At 63.2% G+C, this 20,129-nt stretch carries 19 protein-coding genes and 1 tRNA gene; 11 read left to right on the forward strand and 9 right to left on the reverse strand.

Annotated features, from left to right (window positions below; all coding sequences use genetic code 11):
• Window positions 1-16: 16 nt before the first annotated feature.
• Complete coding sequence (locus J4D99_RS17675; RefSeq protein WP_208133070.1) at window positions 17-754, reverse strand: SGNH/GDSL hydrolase family protein; 738 nt, start codon at window positions 752-754, stop codon at window positions 17-19.
• A gap of 220 nt (window positions 755-974) precedes the next feature.
• Between J4D99_RS17675 and J4D99_RS17680 the strand changes: the two genes are divergently transcribed.
• The 4 genes from J4D99_RS17680 to J4D99_RS17695 all read left to right on the forward strand — a co-directional run bounded on the left by J4D99_RS17680 (window position 975) and on the right by J4D99_RS17695 (window position 4,923).
• Window positions 975-1,844, forward strand: a complete 870-nt coding sequence (locus J4D99_RS17680) for an SDR family oxidoreductase (protein WP_208133071.1) — start codon at window positions 975-977, stop codon at window positions 1,842-1,844.
• 124 nt (window positions 1,845-1,968) lie between these two features.
• Entirely contained in the window at window positions 1,969-2,625 is a 657-nt protein-coding gene (locus J4D99_RS17685; RefSeq protein ID WP_208133072.1) for a hypothetical protein, read from the forward strand.
• Between the two features lie 194 nt (window positions 2,626-2,819).
• Window positions 2,820-4,277, forward strand: coding sequence for an aldehyde dehydrogenase family protein (locus J4D99_RS17690; RefSeq protein ID WP_208133073.1), 1,458 nt, complete (start codon window positions 2,820-2,822; stop codon window positions 4,275-4,277).
• Window positions 4,278-4,323: 46 nt separating this feature from the next.
• Window positions 4,324-4,923: a Uma2 family endonuclease gene (locus tag J4D99_RS17695; RefSeq protein ID WP_208133074.1), complete on the forward strand. Its 600-nt coding sequence runs from the start codon at window positions 4,324-4,326 to the stop codon at window positions 4,921-4,923.
• A 2-nt stretch (window positions 4,924-4,925) separates the two neighbouring features.
• Here J4D99_RS17695 and J4D99_RS17700 read toward each other — a convergent pair whose 3' ends face one another.
• The 3 genes from J4D99_RS17700 to J4D99_RS17710 form a co-directional block, all read right to left on the reverse strand.
• A complete protein-coding gene (locus J4D99_RS17700) occupies window positions 4,926-5,336 on the reverse strand; it encodes a hypothetical protein (protein ID WP_208133075.1) in 411 nt (136 codons plus the stop codon).
• Between the two features lie 352 nt (window positions 5,337-5,688).
• Window positions 5,689-8,652: a PAS domain-containing hybrid sensor histidine kinase/response regulator gene (locus tag J4D99_RS17705; protein ID WP_208133076.1), complete on the reverse strand. Its 2,964-nt coding sequence runs from the start codon at window positions 8,650-8,652 to the stop codon at window positions 5,689-5,691.
• 236 nt (window positions 8,653-8,888) lie between these two features.
• On the reverse strand, window positions 8,889-10,898 hold the full coding sequence (locus tag J4D99_RS17710; protein ID WP_208133077.1) for a GMC family oxidoreductase: 2,010 nt from the start codon (window positions 10,896-10,898) through the stop codon (window positions 8,889-8,891).
• A 126-nt stretch (window positions 10,899-11,024) separates the two neighbouring features.
• Between J4D99_RS17710 and J4D99_RS17715 the strand changes: the two genes are divergently transcribed.
• Together J4D99_RS17715 and J4D99_RS17720 are read left to right on the forward strand one after the other, a co-directional pair.
• Window positions 11,025-11,549 (forward strand): acyl-CoA thioesterase, encoded by a 525-nt coding sequence (locus J4D99_RS17715; RefSeq protein WP_208133078.1) that lies wholly within the window; start codon window positions 11,025-11,027, stop codon window positions 11,547-11,549.
• Window positions 11,550-11,645: 96 nt separating this feature from the next.
• On the forward strand, window positions 11,646-12,206 hold the full coding sequence (locus J4D99_RS17720) for a type 1 glutamine amidotransferase domain-containing protein (protein ID WP_208133079.1): 561 nt from the start codon (window positions 11,646-11,648) through the stop codon (window positions 12,204-12,206).
• 95 nt (window positions 12,207-12,301) lie between these two features.
• On the opposite strand, the gene J4D99_RS17725 is transcribed toward J4D99_RS17720, so the two are convergent.
• Together J4D99_RS17725 and J4D99_RS17730 are read right to left on the reverse strand one after the other, a co-directional pair.
• Window positions 12,302-12,793: a DUF6992 family protein gene (locus tag J4D99_RS17725; protein ID WP_208133080.1), complete on the reverse strand. Its 492-nt coding sequence runs from the start codon at window positions 12,791-12,793 to the stop codon at window positions 12,302-12,304.
• 24 nt (window positions 12,794-12,817) lie between these two features.
• On the reverse strand, window positions 12,818-13,501 hold the full coding sequence (locus J4D99_RS17730) for a porin family protein (RefSeq protein ID WP_208133081.1): 684 nt from the start codon (window positions 13,499-13,501) through the stop codon (window positions 12,818-12,820).
• Window positions 13,502-13,606: 105 nt separating this feature from the next.
• Here J4D99_RS17730 and J4D99_RS17735 point away from each other — a divergent pair.
• Window positions 13,607-13,683, forward strand: a tRNA-Val gene (locus J4D99_RS17735).
• A 72-nt stretch (window positions 13,684-13,755) separates the two neighbouring features.
• Here the strand turns inward: J4D99_RS17735 and J4D99_RS17740 are convergent.
• The gene (locus tag J4D99_RS17740) at window positions 13,756-14,055 is read right to left on the reverse strand and encodes a hypothetical protein (protein ID WP_208133082.1); all 300 of its coding nucleotides are present in this window, start codon (window positions 14,053-14,055) and stop codon (window positions 13,756-13,758) included.
• A 737-nt stretch (window positions 14,056-14,792) separates the two neighbouring features.
• Here J4D99_RS17740 and J4D99_RS17745 point away from each other — a divergent pair.
• On the forward strand, window positions 14,793-14,999 hold the full coding sequence (locus tag J4D99_RS17745; RefSeq protein WP_208133083.1) for a hypothetical protein: 207 nt from the start codon (window positions 14,793-14,795) through the stop codon (window positions 14,997-14,999).
• A 15-nt stretch (window positions 15,000-15,014) separates the two neighbouring features.
• On the opposite strand, the gene J4D99_RS17750 is transcribed toward J4D99_RS17745, so the two are convergent.
• Together J4D99_RS17750 and lptB are read right to left on the reverse strand one after the other, a co-directional pair.
• Window positions 15,015-16,538: a GH3 auxin-responsive promoter family protein gene (locus J4D99_RS17750; protein ID WP_309509612.1), complete on the reverse strand. Its 1,524-nt coding sequence runs from the start codon at window positions 16,536-16,538 to the stop codon at window positions 15,015-15,017.
• Window positions 16,539-16,627: 89 nt separating this feature from the next.
• On the reverse strand, window positions 16,628-17,365 hold the full coding sequence (gene lptB, locus J4D99_RS17755; protein ID WP_208133084.1) for an LPS export ABC transporter ATP-binding protein: 738 nt from the start codon (window positions 17,363-17,365) through the stop codon (window positions 16,628-16,630).
• Between the two features lie 155 nt (window positions 17,366-17,520).
• Between lptB and J4D99_RS17760 the strand changes: the two genes are divergently transcribed.
• From J4D99_RS17760 to J4D99_RS17770, 3 genes are all read left to right on the forward strand, one after another.
• Window positions 17,521-18,027 carry a cupin domain-containing protein gene (locus J4D99_RS17760; RefSeq protein ID WP_208133085.1) on the forward strand — a complete coding sequence of 169 codons (507 nt, stop codon included), beginning with the start codon at window positions 17,521-17,523 and terminating at the stop codon, window positions 18,025-18,027.
• Window positions 18,017-18,424 carry a DoxX family protein gene (locus tag J4D99_RS17765; RefSeq protein ID WP_236018727.1) on the forward strand — a complete coding sequence of 136 codons (408 nt, stop codon included), beginning with the start codon at window positions 18,017-18,019 and terminating at the stop codon, window positions 18,422-18,424. Before J4D99_RS17760 ends, J4D99_RS17765 begins: the two co-directional genes overlap by 11 nt.
• A 96-nt stretch (window positions 18,425-18,520) precedes the next feature.
• Entirely contained in the window at window positions 18,521-20,098 is a 1,578-nt protein-coding gene (locus J4D99_RS17770; protein ID WP_208133086.1) for a vWA domain-containing protein, read from the forward strand.
• Window positions 20,099-20,129 lie beyond the last annotated feature (31 nt).

Consider the following 20,129-nt stretch of genomic DNA (forward strand, 5'->3'; position numbering starts at 1 on the left):
AGCCCAGGTAGCTGGGCTACAGCAGCACGTCCAGGTTGGCCAGCATGGCGGTGGCCAGGCCGTAGGCCAGCACCCGATGGGCGCGCTGGTTGAGGTGGGTGGCATCGACAAACAGCTGCCGGTCGGCGCGCAGCAGGCGGTGCGAATCGAGCCAATGGCAGTTGGCGCGGGCCACCAGGTGCCGGCGCAACAGCCAGCCCCCAAAGTGCCGCACGGCGTGTTGCGTGGGGTTCAGGCTGGGAAAAGGCGATAGAAAAACGAACTCGGTGCCCGGATGCCGCCGAATGCAGGCATTGAGCGCCCAAAAGCTGCGCCGGTGCGCGGGCGATACCAGCCACAGCAGCGCCGTGAGCAGGCTCAGGCCGCCTACCCGCACCCAGTGGCGCAGCCGGGCGCCCAGCCACGGGAGCTGGGTGCCGGCCGGGCCGGCCTCTGGCTTGGCCGACTTGCGCGGCGGGCTAGCCAGAGGCCGGCCCGGCCGCTGCGGCAGTAGCGCAGCGCTCAGCTGCCGCAGCAAGGGCCGAAAGCTATTGGCAAACTCGTGGTTGCCTAGCTGCAGCACCACGTGCGACGGGCGCAGCTGGTCGATAAGCCGCAGGTGCTCGGGCAGGCTCGTAAACTTCAAATACGATACTTCGCCCACGAGGCGCCCCCCTAGCAGCGCGCTCAGCTGCGTCGGAAAAGCCTGTTCGGGGCCAATAGGGAAGCCTGCCACGTGGCAGCCGCCCACTACTACTAACTCTACGGGTTTCATGCGTACCAGCTGGTGAGTGTGTCGCTTAGAAGGGACACAGCTCTCTTCGTTTAAGCGAACCGTAGAAAAAGTAGCAAGAAGTTTATTTCGATGATTATGAACGAGTTGTGAGTAAGAATGGGCCAGCCAATGCGTGATGCTCTCGGCATACTCAACCTCTTGACCTGGCTAGCGTTAGGAAGAGCCACTTTCTTTTTTATACTGACTACCTTCCTTTTCCATGTCTGATAAACCCACTGTTTTCCCGCCCCAGCACCAGGATGCGGGCGCCGGCCAGCCCGGCCTCGAATACAAGATGACCCCCGAGCCCGAGCACATTCGCGAAGGCTACAAAGGGGCCGATAAGTTGAAGAATAAAATTGCCCTTATCACGGGCGGCGACTCGGGCATTGGCCGGGCCGTGGCCATCCACTTTGCCGTGGAAGGCGCCGATGTGGCCATTGTGTACTTCCCCACCGAGCAGCAGGATGCCGAAAAAACACGCGAGCTGGTGCAGGCCCACGGCCGCCGCTGCCTGCTGCTGCCCGGCGACCTCAAGCAGCCCGCCTTTTGCGACGAAGTAGTGGCCCGCACCGTGGCCGAATATGGCCAGCTCGACGTGGTGGTGAACAACGCCGCCGAGCAAAACTGGCACGACTCGCTCGAAGAAATTAGCAACGAGGAGCTCGATAGCATCTTCAATCTCAACATTATCGCGCAGTTTCGCATTGTGCGGGCCGCGCTGCCGCACCTCAAGGAAGGCGCCGCCATTATCAACACCACTTCGGTGAATGCCTATAAGGGCAACGAGCAGCTCATCGACTACACCGCAACCAAGGGGGCCATCGAGGGCTTCACGAGGGCCCTGTCGCTGCAGCTTATCAAGAAAGGCATCCGGGTAAACTCGGTGGCGCCGGGCCCCATCTGGACGCCCTTCGTGACGGGCGCCGGCCTGCTCAAGCTGCCCTTCTTCGGCAAAGACGTGCCCATGGGCCGTGCCGGCCAGCCCTCCGAAGTAGCACCGGCCTACGTGTTTCTGGCTTCGGAAGACGCCTCGTATTTCTCGGGCCAGACCCTGCACCCCAACGGCGGCTCGGTAGTGAATGCCTAGCTGATATTCCTGACTGAATGATTTGATTGCCAGCTCCTTGTGCAGGGGCTGGCAACATCGTTTAGGGCTGGCCGTATGAAGGCAGAACCAGGCGCCAAGCCGCACCTTACTTGCTCTTAAACTGATGAAATCCAACCTACTTCTGCTGGCTACGGCCGCTACGGTGGCCCTAGCCTCTTGCTCGCAGGAAAAGAAAACCGAAACGACCGATACCGTCGTTGTGCCCAACGGCACTACCGAAACCACCACCACAACTACTACTACCGATACCACCAGCTACCGCAGCAACGCCGACCAGCTGGCCAACCAGGTAGCTACCGATGTGCGCGCCACCGATGCCGCCACCAAGGCCCGCCTCCAGCAGATTTACTACAGCCGCGGCCGCGCCCTGCGCGATATCGACGCGCGTACTGACACTGTAGGCCGCTATGCCGCTGTGCGTGACCTCAACGACAGGACTACCCGCCAGGTAAAAACAGTTGTAACCGACCCGGCCGCTTACAACACCTACTCTGCCAACCAGGGCAACTACTACGCTGGCCCCTACACCGCTACCACCACTACGACCACCGCCGCCCGGCCTAGCCTGGGTGCCCGTGTGGGCCAGGGCTCGGGCGTGAAGAAGCTTGAGAACAAGCCCGCCGACCACAAGGTGAAATACGAAAACGGCGCCAAAATCAAGCGTAGCGCCGATGGCTCGGTGAAAATCAAGCGTGCTGATGGCACGAAGATTAAAATCGATGAAAACGGCCACCGCACCGTGAAAAAAGGCCTGTTTTAAGCTGTGGGCCTGCCAGAAAAAAGCTCGCCTCCATTCAGGAGGCGAGCTTTTTTTGCGTTATAACCAGCTGGCAGAAACCCGCTCGCCAGCTGGGCTCTTCAGCGCTGCCCGCAGTTGAGGGGGGAACACTATCTTTCACCTTTTCAAGCTGATAGGCCGGCGGCGCTGCCGGCCGCCTCCTCCTCGTCCACGCCATGCCGCACCTTGCCAGCCCTGCGCCCGCCGCGCCCCCCCTAGCAATGGCTCCCAACCGCTTCGCCGCCGAGTTTGCGGCTCTCCGGGCCAATGCGCCGACCCTGCACGCCGAGGGCGTGGCGGCCCGCCGCCAGCGGCTGGCCTGGCTCGAAAACTGGCTCACGGCCAACCGAGTGGCTATTCAGGAGGCCTTATATCAGGACTTTAAAAAGCCGCCCGAAGAAACTGACCTCACCGAAATCTGGCCCTCGCTCACCGAGCTGCGCCATGCCGGCCGGCAGCTCAAGAAGTGGCTAGCCCCCCTGGCGGTGGGTACGCCCATGGCACTGCTCGGCACCCGCAGCTGGGTGCAGGCCGAGCCCAAGGGCGTGGTGCTCATCATCGCGCCCTGGAACTACCCATTCTACCTGGCCCTCGACCCGCTGGCCTCGGCCATTGCGGCCGGCAACGCCGTGGTAGTGAAGCCCGCCGAGCAAACGCCCGCTACCTCGGCCCTGCTGCGCCGCTTGGCCGAGGAGGTATTTCGGCCCGATGAGGTGCTGGTGGTAGAAGGCGGCAAAGAGGTGGCTAGCGAGCTGCTGCGCCTGCCCTGGAACCATATCTTTTTCACCGGCTCGCCCCAGATTGGCAAAATTGTGATGCGCGCCGCCGCCGAGCACCTCAGCGGCGTGACGCTGGAGCTAGGCGGCAAGAGCCCGGCCATTGTAGACGACACGGCCAACCTGCGCGACGCGGCCGAGAAAATTGTGTGGGGCAAGTTTCTGAACGCCGGCCAAACCTGCGTGGCGCCCGACTACCTGCTGGTGCAGGCCAGCGTGCGCGAGGCGCTGCTGGTGGAGTTGCGGCGCGCTATTGGGGTCTTTTATGGTCCCGATAATGAGGCAATTAAAGCGTCAAAGTCTTTCGCCCGCATTGTCAATGCCCACCACTTTACCCGGCTAGCCACGCTGCTCGAAGACGCCGAAGCGCGCGGGGCCACCGTGGCCCAGGGCGGCAGCTTCGACGAGGCCCAGTGCTACCTCGAGCCTACCATCCTGACCGATGTGCCCACTGGGGCAGCCATTCTGGAAGAAGAAATATTTGGCCCGCTGCTGCCGGTGCTCACCTTCGAGCGCCTGCCCGAAGCGGCGGCTTATATCAATGCCCGCCTACCGCCGTTGGCGCAGTACGTATTTACCACTAGCCCCGCCAACCGCCGCTACCTGCTCGATACCGTGGCGGCCGGTGGCGCCGCTGTGAATGAAACCATTATCCAGCTAGCCCACCCCGACCTGCCCTTCGGTGGCGTAGGCAACAGCGGCCTGGGTAAGGCACACGGCTACGCGGGCTTCCTAGCGTTTAGCAATGAAAAGGCGGTGCTGCAGCAGCGCGTGGGCTTTACCGGCATCAAGCAGTTTTATCCACCCTATACCGGGAGGGTACGCCGCCTGCTAGGCCTGCTGTTGAGGTATTTATAGGCTGGACCCTGGCGGCGCGGTGTACATTTGACGAAAATTGCTGCTTATGGGACAACCCGCCAATCCGCCCCGCCACTACACGCTAAAAGAGTACTTCGCGCTGCAGGAAAAAAGCGCGGCTCGGTACGAGTATATTGAAGGCGAAGCGTTTGCGGTAGGCGGGGCTAGCCTGGCGCACAATCTTATCAAGGGCAACCTGGTGGCGGCGCTACGGCCGCAGGCGCGGCGCCGCGGCGGCCGGGTGCTCGACGAAAGCGTGCTGCTGGTGGTGCGGGCCAATGCTTTCTACACCTACCCCGACGTGCTGCTGACTACCGACCCGGCCGACCGCCGCGACCCCTACCTGGTGCGCCACCCGCTGCTGCTGGCCGAGGTGCTGTCGCCCACCACGGCCGAGTACGACCGCACCGAGAAGTTTGCCAACTACCAAAAGCTGCCGAGCCTGCGCCACTATTTACTGATTTCGCAGAGTGCCTGGGTGGTCGAATGGTTTCGGCGCGACGAGGCCGGGCAGTGGGTCTATACCCTGCTCAGCATGGTTGATGACGTGCTCGAAATACCCGACCTCGGCCTGAGCCTGCCCCTGCGCGAACTCTACGAAGACACCGACGTGGCCCCGCGCCGCGTGCTGCCGGGCCTGGAGTAGGCCTAGCGGCGCTGCATCTCGGCCTGAATCTGGGTGCGCTTCACTTGCATTTCGTGGTAGGTGGTGGGGCCTAGTATGGTGCGCAGCTGCTTATCCGACGAGGTATTGATGCGGGCCAGCGCCGCGTTGAGCTGCGGCGACTGCGCCGGGTACTGCTGGCGGGCGCTGTTTACCTGCTCCACGGTCGAGCTGAGCACCTGGCGCACTTTGCTGGTTTGGTCGGGGCGCAGGTGCAGCACCGTGGTCATGGCGTCGGCCAGGTCGCGGGCGGCGGTGGGCGGCGTGGGCGAGTCGGGCGTGCGCACGGTTTCGACTACCGGCGGCGCGGCATCGCGGTGGCGGTGAAAAATAGAGCAGCTGGAAGCCGCCAGGCTGAGCGTGAGGGCGGAAAGGAGGAGGCGGGCGGGTGTCATGGCGAAAGAGAAGGGCGAAAGAGCGCTTTTGCTACGGTACGCAAAAGCTGCCCGGCCGGGTAACGCTCCTTCTCAAAATGCCCGGCCCTGGCAGTCGTTTCGGGGCAGGTGGCGCGGGTAGCGCAGCGGTAAAGCTGATTGCCTGGCCGAAATGGTAAGCCGCTCGTACTGCGCCGGGCCGCCGCGGTGCTATCTAAAACCTACTGGATTGTGGGCTTGGTACCCGGTACACATTCTGCGAGCAGTGGCCAAACAAGAGCAGCACGGCCAGGCCCGGAAAGGCTAGCCGTGCTGCAGCAAGGGTTGCTAAGCAGTTCATTGTTGGCAAGCTAGGTTCAGCTTGCCGGCCTCATTACACCGTCAGGAGACGGGTCATCACGTTGTCTTCCTGCAAGTCGAGCGCAATCTGGGCCAGCACGGCGCGCAGCAGCGGCTCGATGGCATCGACCAGTGCCCCTAGCGGCTCGGCTTCAAATTCACCGGTCCAGTTGTTGAGCTTTTCTACCGGTGGCAGAGGCTGCCAGGCGTTGAGGTGCTGCAAGCTGGGCTTGAGGGCGTGGGCCGTGTCTTTGAGCGCCGTCAGGTTGGCCTCGGCTAGGCCCCGGCGCAGGTCCAGCAGGGCCTCCTCGCAGCTTTCGCTGAAGGTGTGCAGCATAAAGACCACAAACTCAGGGTCGCCCTGGCCGGCTTTCAGCAGGTCGTCGATGCTGTAGAGGTTGGCGCTGGGGGCCGGGCGCACCGGCTCGGCCGTGGGCTCGGCCTGGGCTATCAGGTCGTCGGGGCCGGCCCCCAACTCGGCGGACGGCAGCACCCAGTCGTGCAGCAGCTGCAGCAGCTGCATTTCCTGGAAAGGCTTGGCCAGGTAGCCATTCATGCCGGCGCTCAGGCACTTTTCGCGCTCACCGCTGATGGCGTTGGCCGTGAGGGCAATAATGGGCGTGGTGAGGGCTAGCTGCTGGCGCAGCAGCGCCGTGGCCGCGTAGCCATCCATCACGGGCATCTGCACATCCATCAATATCAGGTCGAAGCGCTGGCGCTGCACTGCCTCTACGGCCTGGGCACCGTGCTCGGCCTCGATAACGTGCACGTCGGCCTGCGTAAGAAATGACTTGGCAATCTGACGGTTAAACGTATTGTCTTCGACCAGTAGCACGCGCTTGCCCTGCAGGTGCTGGCGCTGCTCGGAGGTGAGTGGCGGCAGCTTGCGCCGCACCACCGACTGGGCCGAGCCCACCGGCAGGTGCAAGACAAACCGGGTGGTGGTGCCCTTATTTTTCTGGCTGCTGACGGTTATCTCGCTGCCCATCAGCTGCACTAGGTCGCGGCAAATGCTGAGGCCCAGGCCAGTACCGCCAAACTTGCGCGTCACCGACGAGTCGGCCTGGCTGAATTCCGTAAACATGGTCGCCATGTACTCGGGCGCGATGCCGATGCCCGTATCCGTCACTCGGAACTCTACCGCTACCGTATCGGCGGGGGCATTGGGCTGGGGCGGCGCCGGCAGGCACTCCACGGTTACGATGCCTTTATTGGTGAACTTCAAAGCGTTATCGGCCAGGTTGAGCAATACCTGCCGAATGCGGTAGGGGTCGCCGAGCAGCACGGGGGCCACCTGCGGGCTCAGAATGGTTACCAGGCCGAGGCCTTTTTCGGCGGCCTTGAAGCGCAGCGTCTGCTCGACCTGGGCGAGCAGGTGCGTGGGCGAGAAGCCGATGATTTCGAGGACCAGCTTGCCCGCTTCGAGCTTCGAGAGGTCGAGCACGTCGTTGATGATAACGAGCAGGTTCTCGGCCGAGGTCGCAATGGCCTGCTGATAGCCCAGCTGGTCGTCGGCCAGCGGAGTTTTGGCCAGCAGCTGGCTCATGCCCAGAATGGCGTTCATGGGGGTGCGAATCTCGTGGCTCATGTTGGCCAGAAATGCTTCCTTGAGGCGCGACGAATCTTCGGCGGCCAGCTTGGCCTGCGTCAGAGTTTGCTCGGCCTCCACGCGCTCCGTAATGTCAAGCCCGTAGCACACAATGAGGTAGGGCGAGCCATCGGGGTGAAACACCGGGTGCAGGCACCGCAGCAGGTGGCGCGTGCCATCGGGCCGCTCAAAGCTCTCCTCATACGTCATCAGCTGCCGGCGGCGCATGGCCTGCTCCAGCTGGCTGTGGCGCTTCTCCGCCATTTCGCGGGGCCGGCCAGTGCGCTCAAAGTAAGCAAAGTTGTCTTTGCCAATAGCCCACTCCCGTACCTCCGGGTCACGAATACCACGCTCGTTCACAAATACATAGCGGTATTGTGCGTCAAAAACCCCAATGTCGGTAGGCAGCTGATTGAGAATGAACTCGTAAAAAGCCTGCTGCTCGGTGAGTTTCTGCTCGGCCAGGCGCCGGGCCGTGGTGTCCACGCCGGTGCTCACCATCAGGCGCAGGCTGCCATCGGGGCCGTATAGCGGCTGCAGCTGCCGCAGGCAGTGCTCGGGGCCCTGGTCGGTAAGCAGGGTTTCTTCCCACTGGGTGAGGGCGCCAAACTGGCGTGCCTCTTCGAAGTAGCGGCGGCGCTCGGCAGCTACTTCGGCGGGCAGCTGGCGGTAGGTGCAGTATTCGGTGTCAGTTTTGCCAATGGCCCACTCACGCAGCCCGACATTCTTGATGGCCTTGGTATTCACAAAGCGGAAGCATTGCTCGGGGTCAAATACGGCCACTTCCACGGCCAGGGCATTCAGGATGGCTTCGTAAAACTCGTGCTGCTCGGCCAGCCGCTGCTCGGTGGCATGCAGGGCGTTGCTGCTGGTCAGGTACAGCGTGGCGCAAGTGTCGCCGGGCCCCGGCACTACTTGCAGCGAGTACCAGTTTTCGGCTAGCATTACCTCTTGCTGCTGCGTGGTGCCTAGCCGCAGGGCAGCGCGCACCAGCGACAGCAGGTAGCCGTTGGACTGGCCTACGGTGGCCAGGACGGGGCCCAGGGCCCGCGCCGCAGGATTAGCGTAGCGCACTTCGCCGGTGGCGGTGAGGCGCACAATGGGATGCGGATTCTGGTCCAGCACCTGCGTCAGGTGGGCTTCCTGCTGCCAGAGGCCCGCTACGGGGCCTAGCACGGCCTGGCGCCGCGCCACACTCTGGGGGCTTGGCTGCCCCGCCATGCTCTCGGGCACGGTGCCGAGCAGCGCCAGCAGGCGGGTGCTTTGCACCTCAAGCTGGGTTTGCGCCTGGGCTAGGGCCTGCCGTAGCTCAGCAAGTTGAGTCTCAGCTTGTATACGCCAATTCTTATCGTCTTCAGGATGCGTAGGTAAAGCGGATAGGATAGAGGTAGAATCAAAAGCAATTGACATAAAATCAGAGAGCGCAAGTAGACTAGTAGCAAATATACGGGAAAGATATGCGCTAAAGACTTTGCCAGCTGACTTTTAATTGTACATTCAATGGCACTATGAGTTTGTTTAATTTGTATTTTTCAGAGGGGTTATCTAAAAAAAGTGCTCAGGTTGTTTGCTTACCCATTTTAGCAGTAGTGCCTGCCCCGTCAGAAAAAATGTGTGGCTTAGCGGGTGAGCGCCGGAGCCGGCCGCTAGGCTACCCGCCCAGCCTTCAGGCCTTGGGCCATGTAGTGAGCCAGGGCCATAATGGTGAGCATAGGGTTGGCGCCGCTACAGGCCGGAAAAGCCGAGCCATCGGCCACGTACAGGTTCTTCACTTCTGCGGTTTCGCCATCGGGGCGCAGGGGGTGCGTGCGGGCCTGGCCGCCGAGCCGGCAAGTGCTCATTTGGTGGGCGCTGTACAGGCCAAAGCGGTTGGGGTGCCAGGGCAGGCGCGGCAGGCTGGCTAGCAGCTCGGGGTTGTGCAGCACCCTGTCTTCGGCGTGGAGGGTGGGCAGCGTGCCGTGGGGCAGATACACCGTGTGGGCGCCGGCCGCCACGTGAATTTCGGCAGCGGCGCGCACGCCGGCCAGCATACTCTGGCGGTCGAAGGCCGACAGGCGATAGTCAATGAGCGGGGCGCCGCGCCGGTCGGTGCGCACGCGGCCGCCGTCGCGGTCGCGCGTGAGCACGATAAACGAGCCCAGGTGGTCGGCCGCCTGCAGCAGCTGGCGGTGCTGCGTGCCCGATTGCCAGGGCAGCACCATGGCCAGCAGGCCGGGGTGGGTGGGGGGCGTTTCGAGCTTCACTCCAAAGTTGGTGCCCCCTAGCCGGGTAAACGTGTCATTGACTACGCTCATGCTGGGGCCATGCCACGAGTGCATGGGGTGAGGATAGTGCGCCGCCACCGCCACCGTAGGATGCAGGTGCAGGTGCCGCCCCAGGTGCGGGTGCCGCAGCCCCGAGCGCAGCAGCAGGGCCGGCGTTTGAATGGCGCCGCCCGCCACCACCACGCGCTCGGCCCGCACCACAATGCGCAGTTGCTGGCCGCTGGGGGTAGTATGGATGGCCTCGGCCCCGGTAGCCCGGCCGCCCACTATAGTCACGCGCTCCACGCGGGTATCAGGCAGCAGGCGAGCGCTGTGGGCGGCGGCCGTACGCAGGTAGGTGTTCAGGGTGCCTTGCTTGATGCCGTGGGCATCGCCCAAGGTTGAGTACCCTAGCCCCTGAAAATGCTGGTCGGAACTGCTAAGGCCCTTCTCGTTGCGCGGAATGAGCCGCGTGGCCTGCCCCAGCCGGGCCGAGCCGTCACGCAGGGCCTGGTTCTGGCCGTTGTGGCGCGGGTAGTCGGTGTTCACGCTGAGCGCGGCGGCCACGGCGTCGAGGCTTTTTTGAAAATCGGGGCTAAGAAAGTGCGGCGCAGCGTGCTCACGGGCCCACTCCTCCAGCACATAGTCGGGGGTGCGGAAGGCGCCGGCCCAGTTTACGGTGGTGCCACCGCCCAGGCAGGCGCCGGCCAGCAGGCCCACGCTGCCATCGCGGGTGCAGAGGGCGCCGCGGGTATCGTAGAGCCGGCCCATCATATCTACTTCGCGCTGCGTGAAGTCGGGGCCGTGCAGGTATGGGCCGGCTTCGAGCACCAGCACGTCGTGGCCTGCCTGGGCCAGCTCGCCGGCCACCACCCCACCCCCGGCCCCTGAGCCGATTACCAGTACCTGGCAGTGATAGGTGGTGTCGGTAGCAGGGGCTAGCGGCGTGAGGGGGCGCTCGGTGGCGCCGGGCGGGTCGCCATCGGGTGGGGGCAGGGGGCCGGGGTAGCCGAGCGCCGCCCAGGCCGGGTTGGGCGAGCCATCGGCCGGGCTGTCGCCATAATACAGAAAGGTGCACAGCTTGCGCAGCGCCTGAAACCCCTGCCGCAGCGGGGCTAGCCGCGAGCCGGCCCAGCTCTGAAGCAGGCGCTCGCGCTGGGCCGGCGCCAGGGCATGAAACGGCCGCAAGGGCCCCCACCACGTAAGCCCCACCAGCGGTTTGTGCAATAAGTCAAGCAATTGCCCAAACTCGGACTGCGCCCCCAGCGGCTGCGCCTGAATGGCGGCCGCCAGCTTGTTGAGGTCTACCAAGGCCGAGCCGGGCGGCAGGCCCCCCGGGGAAGGCCCGGCCGGAATAAACGTATCGGCCAGGGCGCGCAGGGTAGTTAGGCGGGTGGGAGTGAGCACAAACATGGGTGGGGCAGGAGAGCGAGCTTACGCACAGAGATTGAGGCAGAAAAGATAAGGGCTTTTTGCCCAAGTAGTAGGCGTGCCGACTACTTGGCGGCGCAATGCCGCCGCTAGCCCGACCTTTGCCGCATGGCTAAGCTCTTGCGCACCCCCGAAACCCAGCACCGCATTCACTTCCAGGACTGCGACATGCTGGGCCATCTCAATAATGCCCGCTACCTCGACTACTTCCTCAACGCCCGCGAAGACCAGGTGGCCGAGCACTACGACCTGAATATGGGCGAGCTGGCCCGCGAGCAGCAGGCCGCCTGGGTCATTACCAAACACCACCTCAGCTACCTCAAGCCGGCGCGGCAGGGCGCCACGGTGCGCATCAGCACCCAAATCATTCATTTTGACAACTCTAACCTGGTGGTCGAGATGCAGATGCGCTCGCAGGATGGCCAGCGCCTGCTCGCCCTGCTGTGGTCAGAAATGGCGTTTGTGAAGCTGCCCGCCGGCACCCGCACCGACCACGCCGACGCCCTCATGGACCTGCTCGACGAGCTCGACGTGCCGGGCATCGACTATGACCCCGACGGCTTCGACGACCGTGTGAAGGCCGTGCGCCAGGAGCTCAAAAAGGTGCGCCGCGCCGCCGGCCAGCCCGATTAGGCTAGCCCACGCAGTGGCAACCCCGCGGCAAGCTGGGGCGTAAAGTGGAAACCTGCGGCAGCAAATGCCTGCCGTTCTCTCTTTTCCACAAGTAGTATGTCACTTTTCAGCAGCGATAAGCTCAAGGGCAAGCGCGTGGCCATCGTGGCCACCGATGGCTTCGAGCAGCTCGAACTCACCGAGCCCCAGAAATTTCTCAAGCACGAAGGCGCCGAGGTCGATATTGTTTCGCTCAAGTCCGGCTCCATCAAGGGCTGGGACAAAACCGATTGGGGCGATAAAGTTGACGTCGATAAAGTAATCGACGATGTCAAGGTAAGCCAGTACGATGCTCTGGTGCTGCCCGGCGGCCAGATTAACCCCGACAAGCTGCGCCTCGAGCCCAAGGTGGTGAATTTTGTGCGTGAGTTTATGCAGTCGGGCAAGCCGGTGGCCGCCATCTGCCACGGCCCCTGGACGCTGATTGAGGCGGACCAGGTGCGCGGCAAGCACATGACCAGCTGGCCCAGCCTCAAAACCGACCTGCGCAATGCCGGCGCCCAGTGGCAGGATTCTGAAGTGGTGGTTGATGGCAACCTCATCACCAGCCGCAAGCCCGAAGACCTCGATGCCTTTAACAAGAAGATTGAGGAAAAGCTGCTCGGCACCGCCAGCTAGGCCTGCATCCAGCATCTAAAAGCCTGATTAGGCTGGGAAGCGCTGCGCTCCCCAGCCTAATCAGGCTTTTGAGTTTCGGATAACTTAATAGGGGGCTAGCGGCCCAGCAGCCACCACATAGCCACGTCAAAAACCAGCAGGAAAGCTCCTTGCAGCTGCACCGAGCGGCCGAAGCCATAAAGGCGCTCGGGGCGGTTGGCCGTTGGGTAGGCGGCGCGATTCAGCAGCCACAGCGCCACCAAGAGGTAGCCCACATCCAAAACCGCATTAACGAGGAAAACCTGGCCGGTGAAGTGCACATCGGCCTGCGCCGCAGCTGGCCCGAAGCCGGGCGCGGGCCGGCCGGGATGTGTGCGCAAGATGCCCACCGCCGCCAGCACAGCATTGACGAAGGCCCAGCCGCAGTTCATGAGGTGAAAGTGGTGGGACCACGCGCGGCGGTCGGTGCGCGGCAAGTGGTAGCCGCTCACGCACAAATTGAGCAAAGCCCAGACGCCCAGCACGCTCAATCCCCGGCCCAGCAGCAGCTCGTGGTGCTGGTAAGAGGCGAGCCAGGCCGGCCCGGCCGGCAATACAGAAAGCAGCATGGCTACAAAGTAAGCCCCTCGGGGCTAGTGCGCGATGCCCAGCCCCAGATACACTTGCAGCACCGAGTTGCGGATGTTGGGGTCGGTGACGAGCGTGCTCAGCGGCTGGCCGTTGTAGGTGAGGCTAGCGCCATCTTTATAAAGGTTGGCAAAGCTGAGGTCGTAGCGCACGCCCAGGCGGGCGGGGCCTAGCCGGGCTTCGGCGCCCAGCACGCCCCCAAAGTCGAAGCGGTGGTAGCCGCTCTGGCTCACGTCGAGGTCCTGGCCGCCGCTGCGGGCACCGGTGAGCACCGACACCTGCGGGCCGAGGTGCAAGCTGAGCGTTTCGGTGATGTTGCCCACAAATAGCACCGGCAGGGCCAGGTAGTCGAGGCGATTATCCTGCTGGCTGCCGCTGGCCGCAGTCGTGCTCTGGAAGCCCTTGCGCGAGTAGAGCAGCTCGACTTGCAAGGAGGCAAAATGCGTGAAGCCATACTGCCCATATACCCCGGCGTGGAAGGTGTTAAGCTTGTCGCGACTGGTAAAGATGCTGGTGCCGCTACCCTGCAAGTCACTGTAGCTCAGACCGCCCTTTATGCCAAAGCCGGTATTGCGCGAGGTCGTACTTTGACCCTCGGAGTAGTCGCTGGCCGAGGGCAGGCCCCGCACCTGGGCGTGGGCGGCGCCAGTGGCCGCCAGCGAGACAAGAAGCAGCAATGCGTGTTTCATACGCTACCCAACGCCCCAGCAGGCCGAAAGTTGTGAGCCAGGCGCCCGGCAATCGGCCTGCCGGCGTACTTTTGTGCCCGGCGGGCCTAGTAGGCCCGCCTTTATGGGGAGTTAGCTCAGCTGGTTAGAGCGCTACCTTGACATGGTAGAGGTCATCGGTTCGATTCCGATACTGCCCACCAAAAAGCCCCTTCGGCACCGAGCCGGAGGGGCTTTTTATTTGAGGCCCGCTACCAGGCGGGGCTTGCACTACACTAGCCGGCGGCTTCGCCCCCTTTGGCGCGGCCCGGGCGCTTTTTGGGCGTTCCATCGGCTTTGCGGCCATAAGGGGCCTCGGCGTCGGCCGGGCTTGCCTCGCGCGGGGCCCGCGCTTTGCGCTCTTTTCTGGCTGGCGTCGCGCCGTCCAGAATCGCATACACTTTTGTTACTTCCTCCCCAGCGGTGGCCATCAGGTTTTCAATGCGGGCGAGGCTGCGACGAATTTCTTTATCGCTGGCAACGGTAGCTTCTGCTTTATCGAGCAATTCTTGCAATTCGTTTAGGTTAATTGCCATGTGTTTTGGAAGGAAAGGTGAATACTAATGCAATAGTACAAGCTAATTGAATAATTGATTCTCCACAGTCTGAGAATTAGAGAATGCGTTTGCTATCGCTTTTCTTATTTCGCTTATGCTTGTATAAAAAATGGTTTTTATCAAGCGCGATATAGCAGCTATACAGGCATTGCCCTAAAGTAGTTTTTGTCTTGAGCGCTATTTCTGTTTAATGCAGAAGATAACGTTCGACTGCCAATACTAAATGAGGTAGGTTGCGAGTAAAAAGGAATTCAGGATGCACTAAGGTTCGCCGATAAAAGCATCTGCCTCCCTCCACTGGGTTAGTAGCCCCTAGCGGCACGGTGGGGCAGCTTTGGCGTGGGCCTAGGGGAGCAAATAGGGTACCTTAAAAACGACAAATGCTTCTTAAGTCTGGTTGCTGCTGCCAATACTGTATAATTCAATAGGGAAATTTAGGCGCCAAGTATTTTGCTGATTTAAGAGCCAGTTTTAGTAAAAGGTAGTAGCCGCAGCGATAGCCCAACAGGTATTTAGCCAGCACCGTACTAAATCTGCCTGCGCTTTGTGCTGCCACAATAATTGGGAGGCAGAACCAGGAGTGTAATGAATGTGCACTGTGAGCGATAGATGAGGTGCGCATTCTCCGCAGAGATGTGCTTCGACCGTCTGGTATTCACTATCATCACCAACCGACTCCGTAAAGCGTACGTTTACGGGGTTATTTCCCTTGCCTTATGCTATTTGCCATTCTGTTGCCCGGTATTTCGATGATTTTTCGGGGCCACGTGCTCAAAGGCATTCTTTGCGGCGTGCTGCACCTGACGCTTATCGGTTGGATTCCGGCCGCCATTTGGGCGGTGGCTTCCTACCAGCAAGACTTGGCCGAAAAGCGCCACCGCGAAACGCTGGAAGTGCTGGCCCGGCAGGGGCGAACACTGTAGGCCCGATGGGCAGCCCTAGCGCACCAGCGCCAGCACTTCTTCCAGCACCTGGCGCGAGTTGGCCAGGCGGGGCACCTTGCGCTGGCCGCCCAGCCGGCCGCGGTGCCGCAGCCAGGTTTCGAAGGTGCCAGTGGGCACGAAGTGCACGCGTGGGGGAGCTAGCGCCAGGTCGCGGTGCCGCTTGGCGTCGTAGTCAGAATTGATTTTTCGCAGCTCGCTGTCAAGCAATTGGCTGAATCGGGCCGCATCGGTGGGGGGTGGGCCGCTCAGCTCCACGGCCCACTCGTGGCCGCCGCGCGAGGTGCCGCTTGCTGCCGCGAAGTAGACGGGCGCCGCGGTGAAGTCGCGCACGGCGCAGCCCGTGGCCCGGGCCGCCGCCGCGATGGCCGCCTCGGCATTCTCAACTACCACTTCTTCGCCAAACGCATTGAGAAAGTGCTTGGTGCGGCCCGTGATGCGCACCCGGTAGGGTCGCAGCGAGGTAAAGCGCACGGTGTCGCCCACCAGGTAGCGCCACAGCCCCGCGCTGCTGCTGATAACGAGCGCGTAGCTCGGGCCGATGGTCACGTCTTCGAGCGGCACGGGGCGAGGGTCGGGGCTATCGAACTGCTCAGCCGGCAAAAATTCGTAGTAGATGCCGTGTTCCAGCAGCAGCAGCAAGTCGGGCGAGCCCGGCTCATCCTGCAGGGCGAAGTAGCCCTCCGAGGCATTATAGATTTCGAGGTAGCGCAGCTGCCCGCCGGGCATCAGCTCGTCAAACAGCGAGCGGTAGGGCCCAAATGCCACCGCGCCGTGCAAAAACAGCCCTAGCCGGGGCCACACCTGGCGCAGGTCTTGGGCGCCGGCCAGGTCCAGCACGCGGCGCAGCAGCACCAGTATCCAGGTGGGCACGCCGGCGAGCACGCGCACATCCTGGCGCAGCACGTGCTGGGCGATGCGCTCGATTTTTTCCTCCCACTCGTCGAGCAGGGCTAGCGGCAGCGGTGGCGTGCGCAGGGCCTGCGCCCAGCCCGGCAGGCTCTGCATAATGAGCGCCGACACATCGCCGGCCACGGCGTGCGAGCCAAAGGGGCTAGGGCCCACGCTGCCGCCCAGGCTCAGCGTTTTGCCGCCGATGACGCGCTGGCTAGGGTAGTGGTGGGTGGCTAGGGCCAGCATGTCGCGCCCGGCGCGGTAGTGGTTGTCGTGCAGCGCCTCGGTCGTGACCGGGAGGTACTTGCTGCGGGCGTTGGTAGTGCCGCTGCTGCGGGCCTGCCAGCGCGGGGCCGTGCCGGGCCACAGCACATTGGGCTGGCCGCGCAGCACCTTTTCAAGCTCAGGGTATAGCTGCTCGTAGGTGCTCACCGGCACGCGCTCGGCAAACTCGCTGGCACTCAGGGCGGGTGCGTAGCCGTAGCGCCGGCCCCAGTCGGTGCCCCGGGCGCGGCCCAGCAGGTAGCGCAGCACGGCGGCCTGCGCCGCCAGGGGCTCGTGCTGCACCCGCGCCAGCCGGGGCAGGCTAGCCAGCTGAACGGCGCGGGCAACTAGCTGGTCGAGCACAACTTATGTAATAAAAATTAAGACTTAAAACTCGTGTGTCATTGCGAGCCTGCGAAGCAATGACACATGGGGTAGGTGCTGGCTACGTCTTATTCAAAGACCTTGCGCTTGAACTCGAAGTTGCGGCCCAGGTACACGCGGCGCACGGTTTCGTCGGCGGCCAGCTCTTCGGCGGTGCCGGCTTTCAGCAGCTTGCCTTCGAAAAGCAGGTAGGCACGGTCCACGATGCTCAGGGTCGAGTTCACGTCGTGGTCGGTGATGAGGATGCCGATGTTGCGGTTTTTGAGCTTGGCCACGATGCCCTGAATTTCTTCGGTCGCGATGGGGTCAACGCCCGCAAACGGCTCGTCGAGCAGCACGAATTTGGGATTTACGGCCAGCGCGCGGGCTATTTCGGTGCGGCGGCGCTCGCCGCCGCTCAGCACCTTGCCCAGGTTTTTGCGCACGTGGCCCAGGCTGAACTCGTCGAGCAATTCTTCTACCTTGTCGCGCTGCGCCTGCTTGGGCAGGTCCGTCATTTCGAGCACCGAGAGGATATTTTCCTCCACGCTCAGGTCGCGGAATACGCTGGCTTCCTGGGCCAAATAACCCATGCCGCGCCGCGCCCGCTGGTAAATAGGCAGGCGGGTCACCTCCTCATCATCCAGAAAAATGCGGCCGGCGTTGGGCTTAACCATGCCCACCATCATGTAGAAGCAGGTGGTTTTGCCGGCCCCGTTGGGGCCTAGCAGCCCCACTATTTCGCCCTGCTCGACGCTGAGCGACATGTCGTTGACGACGGTGCGGGCTTTGTATTGCTTGATGAGGTGCTCGGCGCGGAGTATCATAGGCTATGCGGCAAAGGTAAAACCGGGCGCGCGGGCAGCGTGCCAGCCTCATTAACCCAACCAGCTACTTAAAAGTATACGTGGCCTGCTACTAGCTTTGCCGCCAGCAGCTGGCTCGGCAACGGCGCCATACTTATTCAGCCAGCGCTTTGCATATGTCAGCTCCCGATCCGCAAAAACAGCAGCTTTTCCAAACCATTGCCGAGCGCCTGCACGCCCAGGGCCTGCGCGTAGACCGCCAGGACCCCACCCGGCCCTGGGGCGGCTTCTTCGTGCTCGACGAAAGCCAGGCTCAGCAGTTTGCTGACTTGTATTTCAATGGCCTGGAGGTAGATAAGCTGCGCATCTCGGGCCAGCTGAGCCCCAAGATTCTGCTCGTGGCCCCGCACCAGCGCCTGAGCTGGCAGTATCACCACCGCCGCGCCGAAATCTGGCAGGTGGTAGAAGGCCCGGTGGGCGTGGCCATCAGCGACACCGACGAGCAAACCGAAGTGAAATCGTACCAGCCCGGCGAGCGCATTATTCTAACCAAAGGCCAGCGCCACCGCCTCGTGGGCCTGGCCGGCTGGGGCGTGGTGGCCGAAATCTGGCAGCACACCGACGCCAACCAGCCCTCCGACGAAGACGACATCGTGCGGGTGCAGGACGACTTTGGCCGCTAGGCCCGACCCAACCGCCGCGCCAGCCCGTGAGCCGGCCAGCCGTCGCTGGCTGCGCTACGGGCTGGCGCTGCTTTTTGTGAGCGCGGGCGTGCTGCACTTCATCCGGCCCGTAGTGTTCGAGCGTATCGTGCCGCCGGCCTTGCCTGCGCCGCGCCTGCTAGTGCTGCTGAGCGGCGTGGCCGAGGTAGCGGGCGGGCTAGGCCTGCTGCTGCCCGCTAGCCGGCGCTGGGCCGGCTGGGGGCTGCTGGCGCTGCTGGTGGCCGTTTTTCCGGCCAATGTATATATGGTTGGCCTAGCCGACGAGCTGCACCTGCCGGCCTGGGTGCTGTGGGCGCGGCTGCCGTTGCAGCCGCTGCTCATGTGGGCCGTGTGGCGAGCGGCGCTGCGGCGGGGCTAGCGGGTTACTTATTGCTGCTTCCGGGTACTATAGGGCGGACTGACTTCTGCGCAGAAGAGCCACTTTTTCAGATACCTCCTTACCCCCGGATAAGCCATGAAAAAAGTGCTTTGCCTGCTCGCCGTGCCCTTTGTGCTGGCCAGTTGCCACGAAACGCAGCAAGTCGAGCTCACGGCCCCGGCCGAGCCGGCCACCTACGCCGCCACTCCAGCGCCCGATACCATCGGCGACCTGCCTGGCGATACCTACGCCAAAATCGACGAGAACACCTTCCGCCCAGTAGCCCGCGAGCCGCTGAGCACCTTTAGCCTCGACGTGGACCGCGCGAGCTACGCCAATGTGCGGCGTTACTTGCGCGAAGGCCAGCTGCCCCCGGCCGATGCCGTGCGCGTGGAAGAGCTGCTCAATTATTTCGACTATGAGCTGCCCGCGCCGGCCGCCGCCAGCCCCGACCCAGTGCGCATCAGCACCGAGCTCAGCGACTGCCCCTGGGCGCCCGGCCACCAGCTGGCGCGCATCGGCATTCAGGCCAAAAAAATGGAGGCCGCTAGCCTGCCCCCGGCCAACCTGGTCTTTCTCGTGGATGTGTCGGGCTCGATGATGGGCGATGACCGCCTGCCGCTGGTGCGCGCCGGCTTGCAGCTGCTGGTGCGCCAGCTGCGGCCCCAAGACCACGTGGCCCTCGTAGCCTACGCTGGGGCCGCCGGCCTGGTGCTGCCGCCCACCTCGGGCGCCGAGCAAGCCACTGTTCTCGATGCCATCGACCGGTTGGAAGCGGGCGGCTCGACGGCCGGCGGCGAGGGCCTGCGCCTGGCGTATGCGGTGGCTCGGCAAAACTTTCGGCCCGAAGGCAACAACCGCGTTATCCTGGCCACCGATGGCGACTTTAACGTGGGCGAAACCTCCGACGCGGCGATGGAGCAACTCATTACCCAGGAGCGCGAGTCGGGCGTGTTCTTAACCGTGCTAGGGGTGGGGCGCGGCAACCTGCGCGACAGCCGCATGGAGCTGCTGGCCGACAAAGGCAACGGCAACTACGCTTACCTCGACAACCTCGACGAGGCCCGCCGCACGCTGGTGGCGCAGTTTGGCGGCACGCTCTTCACGGTGGCTAAGGATGTGAAGCTGCAAGTCGAATTCAACCCCGCCCGCGTGGCCGACTACCGCCTCATCGGCTACGAAAACCGCCTGCTTGCCAACGAAGACTTCAACAACGACCACAAAGACGCCGGCGAGCTGGGCGCGGGCCACACCGTGACGGCCCTCTACGAGCTGGTGCCCGTGGGCTCCACTAGCCCCTTGGTTGACAAGCTGAAGTATCAGCCAACCGCGACTAGCCCCGCTGCGCTGCCCACCACCGACGGCGACGTGCTCACCGTGAAGCTGCGCTACCAGGCGCCCCAGGGAGGGCCTAGCCAGCTGCTGGCCCAGCCACTAAGCGGGATGGCTCGGCCCATTGCCCAGGCTTCGGCCGACCAGCAGCTGGCCGCCGCCGTGGCCGAGTTTGGCCTGCTGCTGCGCCAGAGCCCGCAGCGCGGCACGGCCACCTATCAAAGCGCCGCCCAGCTAGCCCAGGCCAGCCGTGGCGCTGCTGAAGACCGCGCCGAACTGGCGCAATTAGTAGGGCTAGCTCAGGAAATAACGGCGGCCAACCCAACCGCCAGCCTCCGCTAGGGTTAGTAGCGCGGACTTTCAGTCCGCAAGT

This window comes from Hymenobacter sp. BT559, from assembly GCF_017571525.1.
GTDB classification, from domain to species: Bacteria; Bacteroidota; Bacteroidia; order Cytophagales; family Hymenobacteraceae; genus Hymenobacter; species Hymenobacter ginsengisoli.

What these genes read in the sequence shown, in the direction of transcription:
- J4D99_RS17680 (WP_208133071.1), top strand. Translation starts at nt 975, where the DNA reads ATGTCTGATAAACCCACTGTTTTCCCGCCCCAGCACCAGGATGCGGGC.
- J4D99_RS17760 (WP_208133085.1), top strand. Translation starts at nt 17,521, where the DNA reads ATGTCAGCTCCCGATCCGCAAAAACAGCAGCTTTTCCAAACCATTGCC.
- J4D99_RS17715 (WP_208133078.1), top strand. Translation starts at nt 11,025, where the DNA reads ATGGCTAAGCTCTTGCGCACCCCCGAAACCCAGCACCGCATTCACTTC.
- J4D99_RS17690 (WP_208133073.1), top strand. Translation starts at nt 2,820, where the DNA reads ATGCCGCACCTTGCCAGCCCTGCGCCCGCCGCGCCCCCCCTAGCAATG.
- J4D99_RS17705 (WP_208133076.1), bottom strand. Translation starts at nt 8,652, where the DNA reads ATGTCAATTGCTTTTGATTCTACCTCTATCCTATCCGCTTTACCTACG.
- J4D99_RS17700 (WP_208133075.1), bottom strand. Translation starts at nt 5,336, where the DNA reads ATGACACCCGCCCGCCTCCTCCTTTCCGCCCTCACGCTCAGCCTGGCG.
- J4D99_RS17675 (WP_208133070.1), bottom strand. Translation starts at nt 754, where the DNA reads ATGAAACCCGTAGAGTTAGTAGTAGTGGGCGGCTGCCACGTGGCAGGC.
- J4D99_RS17710 (WP_208133077.1), bottom strand. Translation starts at nt 10,898, where the DNA reads ATGTTTGTGCTCACTCCCACCCGCCTAACTACCCTGCGCGCCCTGGCC.
- J4D99_RS17685 (WP_208133072.1), top strand. Translation starts at nt 1,969, where the DNA reads ATGAAATCCAACCTACTTCTGCTGGCTACGGCCGCTACGGTGGCCCTA.
- lptB (WP_208133084.1), bottom strand. Translation starts at nt 17,365, where the DNA reads ATGATACTCCGCGCCGAGCACCTCATCAAGCAATACAAAGCCCGCACC.
- J4D99_RS17730 (WP_208133081.1), bottom strand. Translation starts at nt 13,501, where the DNA reads ATGAAACACGCATTGCTGCTTCTTGTCTCGCTGGCGGCCACTGGCGCC.
- J4D99_RS17745 (WP_208133083.1), top strand. Translation starts at nt 14,793, where the DNA reads ATGCTATTTGCCATTCTGTTGCCCGGTATTTCGATGATTTTTCGGGGC.
- J4D99_RS17695 (WP_208133074.1), top strand. Translation starts at nt 4,324, where the DNA reads ATGGGACAACCCGCCAATCCGCCCCGCCACTACACGCTAAAAGAGTAC.
- J4D99_RS17720 (WP_208133079.1), top strand. Translation starts at nt 11,646, where the DNA reads ATGTCACTTTTCAGCAGCGATAAGCTCAAGGGCAAGCGCGTGGCCATC.
- J4D99_RS17740 (WP_208133082.1), bottom strand. Translation starts at nt 14,055, where the DNA reads ATGGCAATTAACCTAAACGAATTGCAAGAATTGCTCGATAAAGCAGAA.
- J4D99_RS17725 (WP_208133080.1), bottom strand. Translation starts at nt 12,793, where the DNA reads ATGCTGCTTTCTGTATTGCCGGCCGGGCCGGCCTGGCTCGCCTCTTAC.
- J4D99_RS17770 (WP_208133086.1), top strand. Translation starts at nt 18,521, where the DNA reads ATGAAAAAAGTGCTTTGCCTGCTCGCCGTGCCCTTTGTGCTGGCCAGT.